The 17,424-nt window shown below is 65.1% G+C and carries 16 protein-coding genes and 1 pseudogene; 11 read left to right on the top strand and 6 right to left on the bottom strand.

Features of this window, described 5'->3' with window-relative positions:
- Positions 1 to 84 precede the first annotated feature (84 nt).
- Positions 85 to 1,317 carry a PAS domain-containing protein gene (locus ACZ7GB_RS06105; RefSeq protein ID WP_246831961.1) on the top strand — a complete coding sequence of 411 codons (1,233 nt, stop codon included), beginning with the start codon at positions 85 to 87 and terminating at the stop codon, positions 1,315 to 1,317.
- A gap of 225 nt (positions 1,318 to 1,542) precedes the next feature.
- On the opposite strand, the gene ACZ7GB_RS06110 is transcribed toward ACZ7GB_RS06105, so the two are convergent.
- Positions 1,543 to 2,091: a TlpA family protein disulfide reductase gene (locus tag ACZ7GB_RS06110; RefSeq protein WP_078569831.1), complete on the bottom strand. Its 549-nt coding sequence runs from the start codon at positions 2,089 to 2,091 to the stop codon at positions 1,543 to 1,545.
- Between the two features lie 27 nt (positions 2,092 to 2,118).
- Here ACZ7GB_RS06110 and argH point away from each other — a divergent pair, with 27 nt between their 5' ends.
- The 4 genes from argH to ACZ7GB_RS06130 all read left to right on the top strand — a co-directional run bounded on the left by argH (position 2,119) and on the right by ACZ7GB_RS06130 (position 7,882).
- Entirely contained in the window at positions 2,119 to 3,525 is a 1,407-nt protein-coding gene (argH, locus tag ACZ7GB_RS06115; protein ID WP_472157983.1) for an argininosuccinate lyase, read from the top strand.
- A complete protein-coding gene (locus ACZ7GB_RS06120; RefSeq protein WP_165756994.1) occupies positions 3,522 to 3,680 on the top strand; it encodes a hypothetical protein in 159 nt (52 codons plus the stop codon). The genes argH and ACZ7GB_RS06120 overlap by 4 nt, the downstream gene beginning before the upstream one ends.
- Positions 3,681 to 3,799: 119 nt before the next feature.
- Entirely contained in the window at positions 3,800 to 5,065 is a 1,266-nt protein-coding gene (gene lysA / locus ACZ7GB_RS06125; protein WP_472157984.1) for a diaminopimelate decarboxylase, read from the top strand.
- Positions 5,066 to 5,104: 39 nt separating this feature from the next.
- On the top strand, positions 5,105 to 7,882 hold the full coding sequence (locus tag ACZ7GB_RS06130) for a DUF4175 domain-containing protein (protein ID WP_472157985.1): 2,778 nt from the start codon (positions 5,105 to 5,107) through the stop codon (positions 7,880 to 7,882).
- Positions 7,883 to 7,935: 53 nt separating this feature from the next.
- Here the strand turns inward: ACZ7GB_RS06130 and ACZ7GB_RS06135 are convergent, their stop codons facing one another.
- Together ACZ7GB_RS06135 and ACZ7GB_RS06140 are read right to left on the bottom strand one after the other, a co-directional pair.
- A complete protein-coding gene (locus ACZ7GB_RS06135) occupies positions 7,936 to 8,958 on the bottom strand; it encodes a hypothetical protein (protein WP_472158479.1) in 1,023 nt (340 codons plus the stop codon).
- Positions 8,959 to 9,024: 66 nt separating this feature from the next.
- Positions 9,025 to 9,081 (bottom strand): annotated as a pseudogene (locus ACZ7GB_RS06140) (MJ0042-type zinc finger domain-containing protein); the annotation flags it as partial.
- A 138-nt stretch (positions 9,082 to 9,219) separates the two neighbouring features.
- Here ACZ7GB_RS06140 and ACZ7GB_RS06145 point away from each other — a divergent pair.
- Genes ACZ7GB_RS06145 through ACZ7GB_RS06155 form a run of 3 tightly spaced genes read left to right on the top strand, consistent with a single transcriptional unit; the run spans position 9,220 to position 11,560 of the window.
- Positions 9,220 to 9,891: a cell division ATP-binding protein FtsE gene (locus ACZ7GB_RS06145; protein WP_078569836.1), complete on the top strand. Its 672-nt coding sequence runs from the start codon at positions 9,220 to 9,222 to the stop codon at positions 9,889 to 9,891.
- Positions 9,888 to 10,784, top strand: a complete 897-nt coding sequence (locus ACZ7GB_RS06150) for a cell division protein FtsX (RefSeq protein ID WP_078542196.1) — start codon at positions 9,888 to 9,890, stop codon at positions 10,782 to 10,784. Before ACZ7GB_RS06145 ends, ACZ7GB_RS06150 begins: the two co-directional genes overlap by 4 nt.
- The gene (locus tag ACZ7GB_RS06155; protein WP_472157986.1) at positions 10,784 to 11,560 is read left to right on the top strand and encodes a lysophospholipid acyltransferase family protein; all 777 of its coding nucleotides are present in this window, start codon (positions 10,784 to 10,786) and stop codon (positions 11,558 to 11,560) included. Before ACZ7GB_RS06150 ends, ACZ7GB_RS06155 begins: the two co-directional genes overlap by 1 nt.
- Before the next feature lie 99 nt (positions 11,561 to 11,659).
- On the opposite strand, the gene ACZ7GB_RS06160 is transcribed toward ACZ7GB_RS06155, so the two are convergent.
- Positions 11,660 to 11,992 (bottom strand): ArsR/SmtB family transcription factor, encoded by a 333-nt coding sequence (locus ACZ7GB_RS06160; RefSeq protein ID WP_472157987.1) that lies wholly within the window; start codon positions 11,990 to 11,992, stop codon positions 11,660 to 11,662.
- Between the two features lie 82 nt (positions 11,993 to 12,074).
- Between ACZ7GB_RS06160 and ACZ7GB_RS06165 the strand changes: the two genes are divergently transcribed.
- Positions 12,075 to 13,295 carry an MFS transporter gene (locus ACZ7GB_RS06165; RefSeq protein ID WP_472157988.1) on the top strand — a complete coding sequence of 407 codons (1,221 nt, stop codon included), beginning with the start codon at positions 12,075 to 12,077 and terminating at the stop codon, positions 13,293 to 13,295.
- A 30-nt stretch (positions 13,296 to 13,325) separates the two neighbouring features.
- On the opposite strand, the gene ACZ7GB_RS06170 is transcribed toward ACZ7GB_RS06165, so the two are convergent.
- Entirely contained in the window at positions 13,326 to 14,285 is a 960-nt protein-coding gene (locus tag ACZ7GB_RS06170; protein ID WP_078548923.1) for an acetyl-CoA carboxylase carboxyltransferase subunit alpha, read from the bottom strand.
- Positions 14,286 to 14,468: 183 nt separating this feature from the next.
- Here ACZ7GB_RS06170 and ACZ7GB_RS06175 point away from each other — a divergent pair, with 183 nt between their 5' ends.
- The gene (locus tag ACZ7GB_RS06175) at positions 14,469 to 14,936 is read left to right on the top strand and encodes an AraC family transcriptional regulator (RefSeq protein ID WP_168174752.1); all 468 of its coding nucleotides are present in this window, start codon (positions 14,469 to 14,471) and stop codon (positions 14,934 to 14,936) included.
- Between the two features lie 198 nt (positions 14,937 to 15,134).
- On the opposite strand, the gene ACZ7GB_RS06180 is transcribed toward ACZ7GB_RS06175, so the two are convergent.
- The gene (locus ACZ7GB_RS06180; RefSeq protein ID WP_078522543.1) at positions 15,135 to 16,091 is read right to left on the bottom strand and encodes an L-malyl-CoA/beta-methylmalyl-CoA lyase; all 957 of its coding nucleotides are present in this window, start codon (positions 16,089 to 16,091) and stop codon (positions 15,135 to 15,137) included.
- Positions 16,092 to 16,380: 289 nt separating this feature from the next.
- Here ACZ7GB_RS06180 and dgcN point away from each other — a divergent pair, with 289 nt between their 5' ends.
- Entirely contained in the window at positions 16,381 to 17,382 is a 1,002-nt protein-coding gene (dgcN, locus tag ACZ7GB_RS06185) for an N-acetyltransferase DgcN (RefSeq protein WP_472158462.1), read from the top strand.
- Positions 17,383 to 17,424 lie beyond the last annotated feature (42 nt).

The following is a 17,424-nucleotide window of genomic DNA, read 5'->3' on the forward strand; positions in this document are numbered from 1 at the left end:
GAAATTCGCATCCGGCGTTAAGTCGATGGTAACCGGCAGGTGCCTAGGGTGGACCTCAATGGAACAGAATGGGCGATGACGAAAATGGGGCAGCCGGCACTGCGCGGTACCAACGAGGTGCCTTTCGCGCTGGAAGAATTGTTCTACTCGCGCACCGATACGCGCGGGGTGATCCAATCGGGCAACGAGATTTTTCGGCGCACCGCGGGGTTCGAGTGGTCCGAGATGATCGGGGCGCCGCATAAGATCGTGCGTCATCCCGATACGCCGCGAGCGGTGTTCAGGGTGCTTTGGGATGCGCTGAAAAAAGGCTATCCCATGGGCGCCTATGTGAAGAACAAGGCGAAAGGCGGCGGGTGGTATTGGGTCTTCGCGGTCGTCATGCCGATCGAAGGGGGCTACCTCTCGGTCCGGCTGAAACCGACGAGCGAGCTGTCCGATGAAATCCACCAGCTCTACCGTGATCTCTCTGCGCGCGAGCGGGCGGAGTCGCTCGACCCGGAGGAGAGCGCGACGCTGCTGCGTGATTTCGCGGAGCGTGGCGGCTATTCCAGCTACACCGCCTTCATGGCCTATGCGCTGGCGCTCGAGCTTACCGAACGGGATCGTCGCCTCAATCGAAATGCCGACGAGAATACGCGGATGCTGGCCGAATTGAACACCGCGATGGGGCGGCTCACAAAGGAGCAATTCGGACTTCTACGCAGTTTCGAAGCGCTGCAATCCGTGCCGAACAACATGCGGATCGTCGCCTCGCGGCTCGAGCCGTCCGGGGGGCCGGTGTCTGCGATCTCGGAAAACTACAAAGCCTCGTCTGCTGTCATCTCGGAGCGGCTGCGCAAATTCGTTGCCGGTCGCGGCAATCTTTGTGGTCAAATGGCCTTTCAGGTCGCGCGCGCCGTGTTCCAACTGGGCTGCGCGCGTGTCCTCAACGAAATGAGTACCAATTTTATGGGCGAAGAGGCGCAGAATGATCAGCCCCGAGAGGAAGAACGCGCATTGCTGCAGTCGCTCGTCACCAAAGGCACTGCCGATGCAAATGCCGCGATGCGTCAAGCGGCCGAACTCGCCGACGATATGATGAACCAGAGCCGAGACATTCGTCGCCAACTGCTCGGGCTCGACACGATCCGCGTCCTTGGGCGCGTCGAGTGCGGGCGCATGCGGGATGCGAATGGCGGGCTCGCGGCTACGATCGACCAGCTCGACAGTTTCCATGACGATATCAAAGGGCGGCTGGAGGCCATCCTGGCCCTGTCGGAAGAGATCGAGCATTGGTTGGGGCGCTATCTACGCGCGGGGAGAAGCGCGGCGTGAGTCTCGGCAGGCCCAAGCGCCAAGGGAAACATTCTGCGTAGAACTGCGAAGAACATGGCATGCGCGGGCAGAGGCGTGGCTGGCAGTTCAGATGCGGCCCAGACGCCGGGCTCTGCAGAATGTTGCGACACGCAGACCGGGTTGCGCGGGATGCGATCGAAAATCGGGCCGCAACGGAAGACCGGTCCGGCGACAAAGCGCCTGCCGCCGCCACACCACCCTGCCTTACTTCTCGTCGATCAGTGCCTCAATGACCTTCTTCGCCTCGGGCGAATCCCATTCGGCGCCGCCGATCATCCGGCCGACCTCATGGCCGTTCTTGTCGACCAGCACCGAGACCGGAAGCCCAAGAACGCCCATCGCGCGGGCGGCGAAATTCGCGTCGTCGTGGAAGCGGGGCAGGGCGTCGATGCCCTCCTTGTCGAAGAAGGCGGCCACTTTCTCGGGTGAGTTCGAGCCGCCCGTGGCAATCGTCATCACCTGAAACCCATTCTCGCCGAACTCTTTTTGCAGCGCATTCAGCGAGGGCATTTCCTCGCGGCAGGGCGGGCACCACGTCGCCCAGAAATTGATCAGCACCACCTTGCCTTCGAAGTCTTTCATCGAATGCTCGTCGCCGCTTTCGTCGGTCACCGTAAAGGGCGGCAGCGGCAGCGGTTCGTCATAGGTGACGAGGGATTCCATCTGCCCCGATTTCACCGCATCTAGATCCGCGGCCTGCGCAACATTTGCACCCAGCGCCAGCGCCGTATAAAGGACGAGAAACCGTAACATATAGCCTCCTAGCAAGGGCCTCAGACCATGACCGATCAGACCGACGAGAACAAGTCCTCCAACGCGATGTGGGGCGGGCGTTTCGCCGCGGGACCTGACGCGATCATGGAGGCGATCAACGCCTCGATCGGGTATGATCAGCGGCTCTACGCGCAGGATATCCGCGGCAGCCGGGCCCACGCCGCGATGCTCGCCGCGCAAGGCATCATTAGTGATAAGGACGCCGAGGCGATCGGAGAAGGTTTGCTCACGGTTTTGTCAGAAATCGAAGCGGGCGGTTTTCCCTTCTCGACCGCGCTCGAGGACATCCACATGAATGTCGAGGCGCGGCTGAAGGAGGTCATCGGCGAACCGGCGGGGCGGCTGCACACGGCGCGGTCGCGCAACGATCAGGTTGCGACCGATTTCCGCCTTTGGGTGCGCGAGCAGTGCGATGCCGCGATCACGGGGCTCGACACGTTGATCCGCGCTGCGCTGACACGCGCCGAGGACGGCGCCGATTGGGTCATGCCCGGCTTCACCCATCTGCAGACCGCGCAGCCGGTGACCTTCGGCCATCACATGATGGCCTATGTCGAGATGTTCGCGCGCGACAAATCCCGCTTTGAAGATGCGCGCAAACGGATGAACGAATGCCCGTTGGGCGCGGCGGCGCTTGCCGGCACCGGCTTCCCGATCGACCGCCATGCGACGGCCGAGGCGCTGGGCTTCGACCGGCCGATGGCGAACTCGCTCGATGCGGTGTCGGATCGCGATTTCGCGCTGGAGTTCCTTTCGGCGTCTTCGATCTGCGCGGTGCACATGTCGCGCCTCGCCGAAGAGCTGGTGATCTGGTCCTCGGCGCAGTTCCGCTTCGTCGCGATGTCGGACAAGTGGTCGACGGGCTCTTCGATCATGCCGCAGAAGCGCAACCCCGACGCGGCAGAGCTGATCCGCGCCAAGATCGGGCGCATCCTCGGGGCCTCGGTCGCGCTGTTCACGGTGATGAAGGGGCTGCCGCTCGCCTATTCCAAGGACATGCAGGAAGACAAGGAGCAGGTCTTCGACGCCGCCGACAACCTGATGCTCGCGCTTGCCGCAATGTCGGGGATGATCGGCGACATGACGGTGAACGCGGACAAGCTGGAGGCCGCGGCCTCGGGCGGGTTCTCGACCGCGACCGATCTGGCCGACTGGCTGGTGCGCGAGGCGGGGCTGCCCTTCCGCGACGCCCACCACGTCACCGGCTCGCTGGTGGCCATGGCTGAGGAAAAAGGCTGCGATCTACCCGATCTGAGCCTCGAACAGATGCAGTCGATCAACCCGGCGATCACCGAGAGCGTCTTCGACGTCCTCGGGGTTCACAACTCGGTCGCCTCGCGCCAGTCTTACGGCGGAACCGCGCCCGATCAGGTGCGCGCGCAGATCGCTCGCTGGAAGGAACAGCTTGGATGAAATTCGCGGCACCGTTCCTGCTGATCGGTCTGCTTGGCGCCTGTGCCGCCGATCCGGAGCTGCACACACATGTCGGCATCAACCGTGACGGCATCAAAGTTTATCCCGCCGCCACGGCGCGCGTTGGCATCATGACCCTTTCGGTGACCCCATGACCAAGACCCTGACCCTCGCCCTGACGCTTCTTCTCTCGCTCGCCGCCTGCGGTGTCGACGGCCCGCCCGTCCCGCCGTCCGAGGCGGATGGTAGCCAGTCCCAGTAATCGAGACCTCTCATGGATCATTTCCTCTATCGCGACGGCGTCCTTCATGCAGAGGATGTGCCGATCCCCGAGATCGCGGCCGCTGTTGGCACGCCGTTCTACGTCTATTCGACCGCCACGCTGGAGCGCCATTTCAAGCTGTTCGAAGAGGCGCTCGGCTGGACGGATCACCTGATCTGCTTCGCGATCAAATCGAACTCGAACCTCGCGGTGCTGAAGGTTCTGGGCGATCTGGGCGCGGGCATGGACGTGGTCTCGGGCGGCGAATATCGCCGGGCGCGGGCGGCTGGCGTACCGGGGGATCGCGTGGTCTTCTCGGGCGTGGGCAAGACCCGCGAGGAGATCGCTTACGTCCTCGAGAACGGCATTCGCCAGTTCAATGTCGAGTCCGAGCCGGAACTGCTCGCGATTTCTGAGATTGCCGCGTCGATGGGCGTCACCGCGCCGATCGCGCTGCGGGTGAACCCAGATGTCGACGCGAAGACCCATGAGAAAATCGCGACCGGCAAATCCGAGAACAAGTTCGGCATCCCGATTGCCAAGTCCCGCGCGGTCTATGCCGAGGCGGCCAAGCTGCCCGGCATCGATGTCGTGGGCATCGACGTGCATATCGGATCGCAGCTGACCGATCTGGAGCCCTTCGAGGCCGCCTTCCTCAAGGTCCGCGAACTGACCGAGGCGCTGCGCGCAGATGGCCACGATATCCGTCGTCTCGACCTCGGCGGCGGTCTTGGGATTCCCTATGAGCGGTCGAACTCCGCGCCGCCGCTCCCCATTGAATACGGGCAGGTGATCCAGCGCACCGTCGGCGATCTGGGCTGCGAGATCGAGATCGAACCGGGCCGCCTGATTTCGGGCAATGCCGGGCTGCTGGTCTCCTCGGTGATCTGGCTGAAAGAGGGCGAGGGGCGCGATTTCCTCATTCTCGACGCGGCGATGAACGACCTCGTGCGGCCCTCGATGTATGGCGCCTATCACGACATCGTCCCGGTGATCGAAGCCGATCCGGGCACCGAATCCGCGCCTTTCGATATCGTCGGCCCGGTGTGCGAGACCGGCGACACTTTCGCAAAGGCGCGCAATCTGACGCCGCTCGGCCCGGGCGATCTGGTCGCCTTCCGTTCGGCGGGGGCTTACGGCGCGGTCATGTCGTCGGAATACAATTCGCGTCCGCTGATCCCCGAGGTTCTGGTCCGCGGCGGCGAATTCGCTCTCATTCGGGCAAGACCGAGCTTTGAGGAAATGCTCTCCCGCGATACCATCCCGGAGTGGCTCTGATCCGTAGGAAGGGAATCGGGGCCGACGGATAGGGAGAGTATGCCGGTCAGGAACTGGTTCAGCAAAGCTTCGCGCGACGCGGCGACGAAGGAGGACGGGCAGGCCGCTCTGGCCCCGCTCGCCCGGCCTATTGCGCTCACCCATGCCGGGATGATCGTCGAGCGGGGGCTGCGCGCGTTCTGGCCGCTTCTTTCGGTTCTTGCGTTGATCGCCACCGCCATCGCCTTCGCGCTGCCCGCCTATCTGGGGCCGGGCGGGCGCTGGTTCTGGCTGGTCGCGCTGATCGCGTCGCTCGTCGCGCTGGCATGGGGCGCGTGGCGGATGCGCTGGCCGCGCCGGGTGGATGCGATTGCGCGACTCGATGCGACGCTGCCGGGCCGCCCGCTTTCGGCGCTGACCGACGAGATGGCGCTGGGGCAGGACGATCCCGCCGCCCGCGCGCTTTGGATGGCGCATCTGCGGCGCATGGCCAAGGCCGCGCAAGCCGCCCGCGCGCCGCGCCCGAAACCTGATCTTGCCCGCCGCGATCCCTATGCGCTGCGTCTGACCGCGCTGACGGCCTTGGTCGTCGCGGTTATCTTCGGCGTGCCGCAGCGGCTTTTGCATCCGACCGAGGGGCTGCCGACGCCTGCGGGCTCTGCCGAAGCCGCAATGGGCCCAAGCTGGGAAGGCTGGGCCGCGCCGCCGCGCTATACCGGCAAGCCGGGGCTCTATCTGAACAAGGTCGAGGGCGACGAGCTGATCGTGCCTGAAGGCACCCGCTTTTCGATCCGGCTTTACGGGTCCTCCGGCGCGATCGGCTTTTCCGAGAGTGTCTCGAACCCTGCCGCGTTGCCCGAACAGGGTGCGGCGCAGACCGCGAGCGGCATCGAGACCCACGAATTCGAGGCCGTCCGCGACGGGCTTCTGGAGTTCAAAGGCCCCGCCGCGCGCCGCTTCAATGTGGTGGTGCGCCCCGACGAGGCGCCCTCTGTCGCGCTGGCCGGGACGCCGGATCGCCGCGCCGATGGCAAGCTGAGCTTGCCCTTCTCCGCGCAGGACGACTACGCCGTGACCAAGGGCCATGCAGTGATTTCGCTCGATCTGGCGAAGGTCGATCGCCGTTACGGTCTGCAAATTCCGCCCGAGCCGCGCGACGATCTGATCTATGATCTGCCGCTGCCGATTTCCGGCTCGCGCGCCGATTTTACCGAGAGCCTCGTCGAGGATGCCGCGAAGCACCCTTGGGCGAACCTGCCGGTGAAACTGACGCTCGATGTCGAGGACGGGCGCGGCCAGACCGGCACTTCCGGCACGCAGGAGATCATCCTGCCCGGCAAGCGCTTCTTCGACCCGCTTGCCTCTGCCCTGATCGAAGTGCGCCGCGATCTGCTGTGGTCGCGCGACAATCGCGGCTATGCCGATCAGCTGCTGCGGGCGATCTCGAACCGGCACGAGGGCTTCATCAAGCGCGAGGAGGTCTACCTGATGATCCGCCTCGTGGTCGGGCGGCTCGACGATCCCGACCTGTCCCCCGAGGCCCGCGATGAGATCGCCGAGGCGCTGTGGAAGATGGCCGAACTGGTCGAGGATGGCGGGCTCGCCGATGCGCTGGCCGCGATGCAGAAGGCGCAGGAAAAGCTCTCCGAGGCGATCCGCAACGGGGCCTCGAAAGATGAGATCGCCAAGCTCATGCAGGAGCTGAAAGAGGCGACCGACAATTACATCCGGATGCTTGCCGAGCGCTCGCAGCAGCAGGAACAGGGGCCGCAATTCGGTCAGCAGCAACAGCAGGGCCAACAGATCACCGGCGACCAGATCCAGCAGATGATGGACCAGATCCAGAAGCTGATGGAGGAAGGCCGGATGGCCGAGGCGCAGGAACTGCTCGATCAGCTCGCGCGGATGATGGAGAACCTCAAGGTCCAGCAAGGGCAGGGCGGTCAGGGCGACATGCCCGGCGGTCAGGCGATGCGCGACATGCAAGATACGCTGCGCAAGCAGCAGGAGCTGTCGGACGATGCGTTCCGCGATCTGCAGGATCAGTTCATGACCCCGGAGGAGCGCCAGCAGCAGGCCGAGAACGGTCAGCAGGGCCAGCAAGGTCAGCAAGGGCAACAGGGTCAGCAGCAAGGCCAGCAGGGTCAACAAGGCCAGCAGGGCGAGCAAGGCCAACAAGGTCAGGGCCAGCAGCCCGGCGACCAGCCCGGTCAGGGCCAAGGTCAGGACGGGCAGGCGCAGCGCGACGGTCAGGGGCAGGGCGACCAGCCGGGCATGAAAGGCGGGCAGGGCGGTGTCGACGGCCAGAGCCTCGCGGATCGCCAGCGCGCACTGCGTCGTGAACTCGACCGTCAGCGCGGGCTGCTGCCGGGCTTCGGCAACGAGGCGGGCCAGCAGGCCGAGAAGCGTTTCGACGATGCCGGGCGCGCGATGGATCAGGCCGAGGAAGCGCTGCGCGAGGGCGACAACTCGGCGGCGATCGACCGTCAGGCCGACGCGATCGAGGCGCTGCGCGAAGGGATGCGCGCGCTTGGCGAGGCGATGCGCAACGAACAGGCGCGCCGCGACGGCCAGCAGCCCGGCCAGCAGGGCAATCAGCAGGCGGGTCAGCCCGGACAGCAGGGTGGGCGTGAAATGCCGCGCGATCCGCTTGGCCGCGCGCAGGGCGAGGGCAATCAGCTTGGCACCGACCGTCAGATGCTGAATGGCGAGGATGTCTATCGCCGGGCGCAGGATCTGCTCGATGAAATCCGCCGCCGCTCGGCCGATCGTCTGCGCCCCGAGGAAGAGCTGGACTACCTCAAGCGGCTGCTCGACCAGTTCTCGAACGCGGGCTGACGCCGCGCGCCCATAAGTTCAACTTATGCGCGGCGGCAGATTATTAGGAAAACTTATTCGGTGAAGCCGTCCGAGGTCGCCTCGGGCGAGAGGCGATGCGTCAGGATCTGCAACTGGTCGTCGAGCCAGATGCGCCCCTCGTCCACCGCGACGACATATTGCGTCAGCGGCGATTTCAGCGCCGGGACTTTCGCGGCAATGTCCGGCGCGAAGGCATAGAGCAGCGCCAGGATCGCGGTGATCGCCATCACGAAGATGAAGCCGCGGCTGAAGCCAGAGCGGCGGCGGCGCGCCATTTCCGGCGAGAATTCGGCCACGCTGTCGCCCTCGCGATCCGAGGTCGCGGTGAGGGTCGAGTTGATCTCGTCGATGTCGGGCAGCCGTTCGCGTCCGCGGATCGCGCGCATGTCTTCGTCGTCCTCGCCGAGCAGGTCGGCCACGCGATCCTCTTCGGACTCGTTGAGATCGGAGAAGTCCTGCGCGCTTTTGCGGCGGCGCGCCAGATCGGCGGCGGCGGCCTCGGCAGCGCGTTCCGCGTCTTCGCTGGTCTCGCGCTCTTCGAGGTTCAATTCGTCTTGCGTCTCAAGCTCGCTCGAGCCTTCGGCGCGGCGCTGCGCGGCTTCGCGCTCGGCCTCTTCGCGCAGGATCGACAGCAGCCCGTCATCGAGCGGTTTGCGCGGGGTCGCGCCGACACGCGGGGCGGGGCCGAGGCCCGGCTCTTCCTCGTCGTCGTCCTGATCCTCGGGCTCCGGCGTCGAGACCATCGCCGCAATGGCGGCATCCGTGTCGTCCGTGCTTTGCGTCGTCACGACTGGCTCAGGTTCGGGCAGGGGCGTTGCGGCCTCGGGCTCGGGTTGTTGCTCGGGTTCGGGAAGCGGCTCGGGCTCGGAAACATGTTCGGGTTCGGAGGGTTGCTCGGATTCGGAAACGGGCTCAGATTCGGCGGGCGTCTCCGCCGTCACCTCAGCCTCAGCTTCCTCGGGTGCAGTCTCTGCCTCTGCCTCCGTCTCGGTGTCGAGATCCCAACCTTCGGGCGGGGGCGCAGCGGTGGTGGTGTCGGGTTCGGCGGAGAACATATCCTTGCTCGGCTGAAACCAGCCGTGCCCGCAATTGGAGCATTGCACATCCCGTCCGCCATCTGGGATGACAGCGTCATCCACTTCGTATTGCGCACCGCAATTGGGGCAAACCAACCGCATATTGTCCCATCCCTGCCCGTGTTGGCGTTTTGCCGTTCTGGCCAACCACTTTCTTATGTTGTAGCAAGCGCGGGCGGAATGTCCAAATGATTTGGGCCACTTAATTCGCGAAACGCGCACCAAATAAAGGGGCTGGCAGTGATCGAGCTGCAAAATGTGGCGATGAGCTATAGCGGGGCGGAGCTGTTAAGCGATATGTCCCTGACGCTTGCCCCGGGGTCATTCCATTTTCTGACCGGACCGTCGGGGGCCGGGAAGACCACATTTCTCAAATTATGCTACGCGGAATTGCTGCCGACGGCAGGGCATTTGTCCTTGTTCGGCAAGGATGTGCGCGGGATGGACCGGGACGAAATCGCCGGGCTGCGCCAGCGTATCGGCGTCGTGCATCAGGACTGCCAGTTCCTCGACCACCTCTCGGTGGAAGAGAACGTGGCGCTGCCGATGACGGTCAATCGCCGCACGCCCGACATGACCCAGCTGCGCGAATTGCTGGCCTGGGTTGGGCTGAAACGGCAGGCGAATGCGCTGCCGCCGCAACTGTCGGGCGGGGAGCGGCAACGCGTCGCTCTGGCCCGCGCGGTCATCATGTCGCCGGACGTAATTCTCGCCGACGAGCCGACCGGGAACCTCGATTGGGAGATGTCGCTGCGGTTGCTGTCGCTGCTGGTCGAGCTGAACAAGATGGGCAAGACGGTGGTGATCGCGACCCACGATCTGAACCTGATCCGGCAGGCGAAGCCGCAGGTCTCGGCACGGGTTCTGCGCATCGCGAAGCGCCATCTGCATACGGCGGGGGCCGATCTGTGAAGCTGACCTTGCTGACATTCGCCTCCGAGACGACCGGGCCGGATCGGGTCGTGCCGCCGACCGGGTTCACCGCGCGGCTGACGCTATTCACCGCCGCTGCGATGGCGTTTCTTGCGGTCTTTGCGCTGGCGCTGTCGCTGGCGACCGGGCGGCTTGCGGATCGCTGGGCGGATAGCCTCGCGCGCTCGGCCACGATCCGCATCTCTGCCCCGCCCGAGCAGATGGATGCGCAGGTCGCCGCCGTGCAGGAGGTGCTGAAGACGACGCCGGGCGTCGCCTCGTCGCGGGTGATGGGCGACGACGAGATGAAGGGCCTGCTGAAGCCGTGGTTCGGTCCCGATCTGCCGGTGGATGCGCTGCCGCTGCCCAAGCTGATTGCGGTGACCGAGACCGGCGCGGGCGTCGATGCCGAGGGGCTGCGCCTGCGGCTGCAGGCCGAAGCGCCCGGCGCGATCTTCGACGACCATACCCGCTGGCGGCGTCCGCTGGTTGCGGCGGCGGAGCGGATTCGCACGCTCGGCCTGCTGTCGCTGCTGCTGATCTTCGGCGCAATGGCGGGGATGATCACGCTGGCCGCACAGGCCGCGCTGGCCGCGAACGGTCAGGTGATCGCGACGCTGCGGTTGGTGGGCGCGAAAGACGCCTTCATCGCGCGGGCCTTCGTGCGTCGCTTCACCACGCGCGGGCTGATCGGTGCGGTGGCGGGCACGGTCTTGGGGATGCTGGCGGTGGCGCTGCTGCCTTCGACCGAGGCTGCGGGCGGCTTCCTCACCGGTTTGGGCTTTTCCGGGGCCGCATGGCTCTGGCCATTGATCATTCCGCCGATCGCCGCGATCGTGGCCTTTGCCGCCACCCGTTTCGCCGCGCTGCGTATGCTCAGGAGACTTCGCTGATGTCCGACCCTTCGCGCCGCCCCGGAAAAGTCACGCCGCTGACCCATGTGATGACCGGGCTGTACTACGTTCACATCGCGCTCGCGACGGTGCTGATCGGGGCCTGGGGGCTTGTGTTTCAGGTGTTGCCCAAGGGGCGGGCCGGCGTGCATCGCACCGCCGGAATCTGGACGCAGCATCTGCTGGATATGGCGCGGGTCTATCTGGGGCTGCGCTATGAGCTGCGCGGCACGCCGCCCGAGGGCGACTGCATCGTCGCTGCCAAGCATCAGAGCTTTTTCGACATTCTGATCCTCGCCAATCACCTGCCGCGCCGGGCTTTCGTGATGAAAAAGGCGCTGCTGAACGTGCCGGTCATGGGCTGGTTCGCGCATAAGGCGGGCTGCATTCCAATCGATCGCTCCAAGGGGGCGGAGGCGATGAAGGTGATGCTGGGCGCGGTCGAAGAGGCGCGGGCGACCCATGGGCTGGGTCAGCTGATCATCTATCCCGAGGGCACGCGCGTGCCGCCGGGCGAGAGGCGCCGCTACAAGCAGGGTGTGGGCGTGGTGGCGGAAGCCACGAAGCTGCCGGTGGTGCCCGCCGCGACCAATGCGGGCCTGTTCTGGAGCAAGCGCGGCTGGCCGATCCGGTCGGGCGTGGCGGTGACCGAGTTCCTGCCGGCGATCGAAGCTGCGGGCTCTGCGCCGCAGACGCTGGCGGCGGTCGAGGCAGTGGTCGAGCCGCGCTCGGATGCGCTGATGCTGGAGGCCGGATTCGCGCTGCCGAAGCCCTGAGCGGGTGGCGGCGGAGCGAGCCTCCGGCGGGGATATTTCTGCCAAGAGGAAGAGGTGCCGCGGCGCTGCGGGTGGCATGCGTTGAACACGTTGGCGTGATCAGCTGTCGCGAAGATCGGCGTCGAGGATTGGGTCGATCAGGCCGGGGAAGCGCGCCTCAAGGTCGTCCCGGCGCAAGGTGAGCAGGCGGCCGCGGCCGTTCGGGTTTGGCTCGTTACGGATCACGCCGGATTCCCGCAAGACCTTGAGAATGTGAGATTTCGTCGACTTCGGGACATCTGCGCCTGCCGAGCTGCAGGCCGCAGCTTCAAGCGGTCCCTCGCGCAGGTTGCGCGCGATCTCGCGTCGCGCCGGGTCGCTTAGCGCGAAGAGCACCTGCGAGAGCGACAGCGCCTCGAGCGGAGGGTGCGGGAGTTCGGGTTGTGTGTTCATGGTTCGATAATACTTGAACCATCGGCCATGTCGAGTATGTGGAGGTTCGAGAATTTTCGAACCTACGCCTCAGGAGACAGCGATGACCGACGAGACAGATCCCGGCCCGAACGGCGCCTCTCCAAGTCTGCCGACGCGGAGCCGCGCAGGCTTCGTGCTGGCGATCATGGGGCTCGTGCTGATGCTGGCCGGGGCCAGTGCGCCGTCGCCCTTCTACCCGGTCCTGCAGGCGCGGATCGGCTTTTCCTCGGCGATGATGACGGGGATCTTCGCGATCTATGCCGGGGCGCTTCTGATAACCTTGCTGGTCTTCGGGCGGCTCTCCGATCATCTCGGACGGCGACCGGTCCTGTCGGTGGGCTTCGTGCTGCTTGCGCTCGGGATGCTCGAATTCCTTTGGGCGGATACGGCGATGACGCTGCTGCTGGCACGGGTGTTGCAGGGGATGGCGAGCGGCCTGCTGATCTCGACGCTGAGTGCGAGTTCGACCGATCATGAGCCGTCTGCGCGGCCCGGTCTCGCGGCAGTCTGGAACGCGGTCGCGCCCTTGGCGGGGCTGGCGGCCGGGGCGCTCGCGGGCGGGGCGTTGCTGGCCTACGCGCCTGCGCCGCGTCTGGTGACCTTCCTCGGGCTCGCGCTGATCTATGGCCTGCTGGCGGTGCTGGTCTGGCTGCCGCCGGAAACCGCGCCGCGCCATGAGGGGACGCTGGCCTCGCTGCGCCCGCAGGTCTCTGTGCCGCCCCATATCCGTGCGGCTTTCCGGCGCGGTGCGCCCGCGGTGCTGGCGGGGTGGGGGACCGGCTCGCTATTCCTTTCGCTGGGGGCGCCGATCGTGGCGCAGGTCTTCGAGGTTCACACGGCGCTGGCGCAGGGCGCGATCGTGGCGCTGCTTTCGGGGACCGGAGCGGCCTCGTGCTACGCCACGCGCAATCTGGCGCCGCGCCGTATCGCGCTTCTGGGGACGGACGGGCTGGTGCTGGGCACGGTGCTGTCGCTCGCGGCGCTCACGACGGGGAGTTTCGCGCTCTATCTTGCGAGCGTCTTCATCGCGGGGATCGGCTTTGGTACCTGTTTCGCGGGGGTGTTGCGCTCGCTCGCGCCGCTGGCCGCGCCCGATGAGCGTGGCGGGCTGTTCGCGGCGCTGTTCACGCTGGCTTACTCGGCCTTCGGGGTGCCTGCTGTGCTGGCGGGGCTGGCCGTGCCGGAACTCGGGCTGCGGCTGACGACCGAGATCTACGGCGCGGTCATCATTGCGCTTGCGCTGGGGGCAGGGTTGATGCGCAGGCAGGCGGAACCGGCGTGAGGCCGGTTCACGATGCGCGGGGGCTTCGGTTTAGGCCGAAAGCCCCTTCGTGCCCATGTCGAGGAACTTCTTGCGCCGTGCCTTGATCAGATCGGCGGGCTTCTTGCCCTCCAGCTCTGCCAGCATCAGCGAGATTTCCGAGCCGACCGAGGCGATGGTCGCCGTGGAATCGCGCTGTGCGCCGCCCATCGGTTCGGAGATGATGCGGTCGATCACGCCGAGCTTCTTGAGATCCTGCGCGGTCAGGCGCAGCGCCTCGGCGGCTTCGCGCATCTTCTCGGAATCCTTCCACAGGATCGAGGCGCAGCCTTCGGGCGAGATCACCGAATAGACGGAATGTTCCAGCATCGCGACACGGTCGCCGGTGGCGAAGGCCACAGCGCCGCCCGAGCCACCTTCGCCGATGATGACCGAGATCAGCGGCACGCCGATCTGCAGGCATTTCTCGGTCGAGCGGGCGATGGCTTCGGACTGGCCGCGCTCTTCCGCACCCTTGCCGGGATAGGCGCCAGGGGTGTCGATCAGGGCGACGACCGGCAGGCCGAAGCGGGCGGCCATGTCCATCAGGCGGATCGCCTTGCGGTAGCCCTCGGGGCGGGCCATGCCGAAGTTGCGCTCGATGCGGCTTGCGGTGTCGTTGCCCTTCTCGTGGCCGATCACCATCACCGGCTTGTCGCCGAGACGCGCTAGGCCGCCCATCACCGCGTGATCGTCGGCGAAGTTGCGATCGCCTGCAAGCGGCGTGTACTCGGTGAAGAGCTGGTCGATATAGTCCTTGCAATGCGGACGGTCGGGATGGCGCGCGACCTGACATTTGCGCCAGGGCGACAGGTCTTTGTAGAGGTCGCGCAGCATCGCCTCGGCCTTCTTGTCGAGGGCTGACGCTTCCTTGTCGACATCCATCTCTTCGTTTTGCCGGGCCAGCGCGCGCAGCTCTTCGGCTTTGCCTTCGATCTCTGCCAGCGGCTTTTCGAATTCGAGATAGGTCATGGATCACTCCGCATCCGGAAACTCGCGCCCTTAATGTCTTCAACGCTCGGGAATTGCAACTGGGTGGCGCATGGCGGGCGCGTCCCGATTGCGGGAGCGGCGGCGCCTTGCCTCATAGGCGCGGCGGATGGGAGGTGATAGAGTGATCGAGGAAACGCGCACTTTAACCGGATGAGGGTTAATTTGGCGTATGAAGTCGAGATCAAAGAGATGCCAGCGGTGCGGCTTGCCGGGCTGGCACATAAAGGGCCTTACCCGTCGGTCGGCCCGGTCTTTCAGAAACTTGTCTCGCTGATCCCGGAGCCGTCCTGGGCGGAAGTCGAGCACGCGGCGATGATCGGGCACGACAATCCGCGCAAAGTGCCGGCGGAGGAGCTGCGCTCGCATGCCTGTTTCGCGGTGGGCGAGGGGTTCGTGATCTTCCCGCCGCTTGCGGAGATTCGCTATCCGGCCGGGAAATATGCGGTGGTGACGGTGAAGGGGCCCTATGAGCAACTGCCCGAGGCGTATCGCTGGCTGGACGAGGACTGGTTCCCGGCCTCGGGGATGGAGCACCGCGATCTGGTGGCCTACGAGGTCTATCTCAACGATCCGATGAACACGAAGCCGGAAGATTTGCTGACGGAGATCCGCTTGCCGCTGCAGGGCTGAGGCGCAGCAATTTGCGGAACTGTCATCGGGCCGTCGCACAGCGCGGCTAGATGGCGTTTGCGTGGGATTCCCCGGCGCTAGAAAAACGGAAACGCCCCGGCCGTAAGCCAGGGCGCTCCTTTTCCCTCATGCGGCCGGGCCTCCCCTCCCAACCGCTCCGGGATTCGATAACTATATCGCGATTCGTTCGCGCGCGGCTTAATCTTTAATCATTTCGGCTTGTCTTACAATCACTTCAGCTTGTTTGATTGACGCAATGTCGACGAGACGGCCTTTGTAGACGGTCGCACCTTCGCCGCGTGCCTTGGCCTCTTCCATCGCCGCAAGGATTTCACGGGCCTCCGTCACGGCCTCATCAGAAGGCGTAAAGACTTCATTTGCAAGAGAAATCTGCTTGGGGTGGATGGCCCATTTGCCCACCATGCCGAGCGTCGCCGAGCGCAGCGCCTGCGCGCGGAAACCATCGTCGTCGGAGAAATCGCCGAACGGGCCATCGACCGGCAAAATGCCGTGAGTGCGGCAGGCGGCCACGATGGCGGCCTGCGCCCAGTGCCACGGGTCGGACCAATGCTTCTCGCCGTTGCGGAGCATGTAGTAGTTTTCCTGCGTCCCGCCGATGCCGGTGGTCTGCATGCCCATCGAGGCGGCGAAGTCGGCAGCACCAAGGCTCATCGCCTGCAGGCGCGGAGAAGATGCAGCGATTTCCTCGACATGCGCGAGGCCGGCAGCGCTTTCGATGATGACTTCGAGCGAGATTTTCTTGCTGCGCCCCTTCGCGGTTTCGATCGCGGTGACGAGCGCGTCGACCGCATAGACATCCGCCGCGCAGCCGACTTTCGGGATCATGATCTGGTCGATGCGCTCGGAGCCTTCTTCGAGCAGTTCGACGACGTCGCGATACCAATAGGGCGTGTCGAGACCGTTAATACGGACCGAGAGGTATTTGTTGCCCCAGTCGATCTCGTGGCTGGCCTGAATGATGTTGCGCCGCGCCTGCGCCTTATCGTTGGGCGCGACCGAATCTTCGAGGTCGAGATTGATCACATCGGCGGCGGAGGCGGCCATTTTCGGGAAGAGCTTGGTGTTCGAGCCGGGGCCGAAAAGCTGGCAGCGGTTCGGACGGGCAGGGGGCGTGGGTTGAACGCGGAAGCTCATGAAGCGGCCTTTCGCAAGGAAGTTACGTTTTGGGTTGCGGATTGGGTATATTGTTGCGCGGCCTCTTGCAAGGCGATTTTGCAGGCGCAGAATCAGGGCCGCGCTGCAGCATTGCTGGCATCCGAAAATCCGGGTTATGCACGAAATTGCGGCGAGTTGGCGCTTTTGCCGAAGGATCTTCCGTTTTGCCGGAAATGTTGCACGGAAATCCCCAAGAAATTTTTGCGCCGCGCCCTAATATCATCAACAAACAAGACAAAACACAGACCACAGGGAGACACGCATGTCGCTGATCGACACCCCTTATCTACTGTTTCTGGGCGATGCCCCCGATCCCTTGTCCGCGAAAGTCGCGCAGGGGATCAAGGACTGGCGGCCCGAATATGCCGTCGGCCAGTACCGGATGGAGGGATGCCAGGCCGACATGGGCATCCCCGATCTCGATATCAAAGAAGCCATCGCGAAGGGCTGCAAGACGCTGGTGATCGGCGTCGCAAACCGTGGCGGCCTGATCTCGCAGGGCTGGAAGAAGGTGCTGATCGAGGCGCTGGAAGAAGGTCTCGACCTCGCGTCGGGCCTGCACAACCTGCTGCGCGACGAGCCCGATCTGGTCGCGGTCGCAAAGGCCTGCGGGCGTCAGCTGCACGACGTGCGCATCCCGGCGGTGAAATACCCGATCGCGAATGGCGAGAAGCGCACCGGCAAGCGCTGCCTTGCAGTCGGTACCGATTGTTCGGCGGGCAAGATGTATACCGCGCTTTGCATGGAGCGCGAGATGCGCGAGCGCGGCATGAAGGCCAGCTTCCGGGCGACAGGCCAGACGGGCATCCTGATCACTGGCGACGGCGTGCCGCTCGACGCGGTGATCGCGGATTTCATGGCCGGCTCGATCGAATACCTGACGCCCGACAACGATCCCGACCACTGGGATCTGATCGAGGGGCAGGGCAGCCTGTTCCACGTCTCCTATTCGGGCGTGACGATGGCGCTGATCCATGGCGGCCAGCCCGACGCGCTGATCCTCGCGCATGAGCCGACGCGCACCCATATGCGCGGGCTGCCGGGCTACAAGCTGCCCTCGCTGCAAGAGCTGAGCGATATGGCGCTGGCGCTGGCGAAGGTCGCCAATCCCGCCTGTCAGGTGGTCGGCATCTCGGTGAACACCCAGAAGATGGGTGAAGACGAGGCGAAGGCCTATCTCGCGAAGGTCGAAGAAGAAATGGGCCTGCCCACGACCGATCCGTTCCGCTTCGGTGCTGGCAAGCTGGTGGACGCGCTCGCCGCGATCTGATTGTCTCGCTTGTGACCCCTGCCGGATGCCTCCGGCGGGGAT

The organism is Thioclava sp. PTB-PU3-1, assembly GCF_055666785.1.

Bases quoted from the DNA above. Each gene is read 5' to 3' on its own strand.
- ACZ7GB_RS06120 (WP_165756994.1), top strand. From the start codon at position 3,522: ATGAAATTCGCGGCACCGTTCCTGCTGATCGGTCTGCTTGGCGCCTGT.
- ACZ7GB_RS06165 (WP_472157988.1), top strand. From the start codon at position 12,075: ATGACCGACGAGACAGATCCCGGCCCGAACGGCGCCTCTCCAAGTCTG.
- ACZ7GB_RS06180 (WP_078522543.1), bottom strand. From the start codon at position 16,091: ATGAGCTTCCGCGTTCAACCCACGCCCCCTGCCCGTCCGAACCGCTGC.
- ACZ7GB_RS06170 (WP_078548923.1), bottom strand. From the start codon at position 14,285: ATGACCTATCTCGAATTCGAAAAGCCGCTGGCAGAGATCGAAGGCAAA.
- lysA (WP_472157984.1), top strand. From the start codon at position 3,800: ATGGATCATTTCCTCTATCGCGACGGCGTCCTTCATGCAGAGGATGTG.
- ACZ7GB_RS06160 (WP_472157987.1), bottom strand. From the start codon at position 11,992: ATGAACACACAACCCGAACTCCCGCACCCTCCGCTCGAGGCGCTGTCG.
- ACZ7GB_RS06130 (WP_472157985.1), top strand. From the start codon at position 5,105: ATGCCGGTCAGGAACTGGTTCAGCAAAGCTTCGCGCGACGCGGCGACG.
- argH (WP_472157983.1), top strand. From the start codon at position 2,119: ATGACCGATCAGACCGACGAGAACAAGTCCTCCAACGCGATGTGGGGC.
- ACZ7GB_RS06110 (WP_078569831.1), bottom strand. From the start codon at position 2,091: ATGTTACGGTTTCTCGTCCTTTATACGGCGCTGGCGCTGGGTGCAAAT.
- ACZ7GB_RS06155 (WP_472157986.1), top strand. From the start codon at position 10,784: ATGTCCGACCCTTCGCGCCGCCCCGGAAAAGTCACGCCGCTGACCCAT.
- ACZ7GB_RS06135 (WP_472158479.1), bottom strand. From the start codon at position 8,958: ATGTTCTCCGCCGAACCCGACACCACCACCGCTGCGCCCCCGCCCGAA.
- ACZ7GB_RS06105 (WP_246831961.1), top strand. From the start codon at position 85: ATGGGGCAGCCGGCACTGCGCGGTACCAACGAGGTGCCTTTCGCGCTG.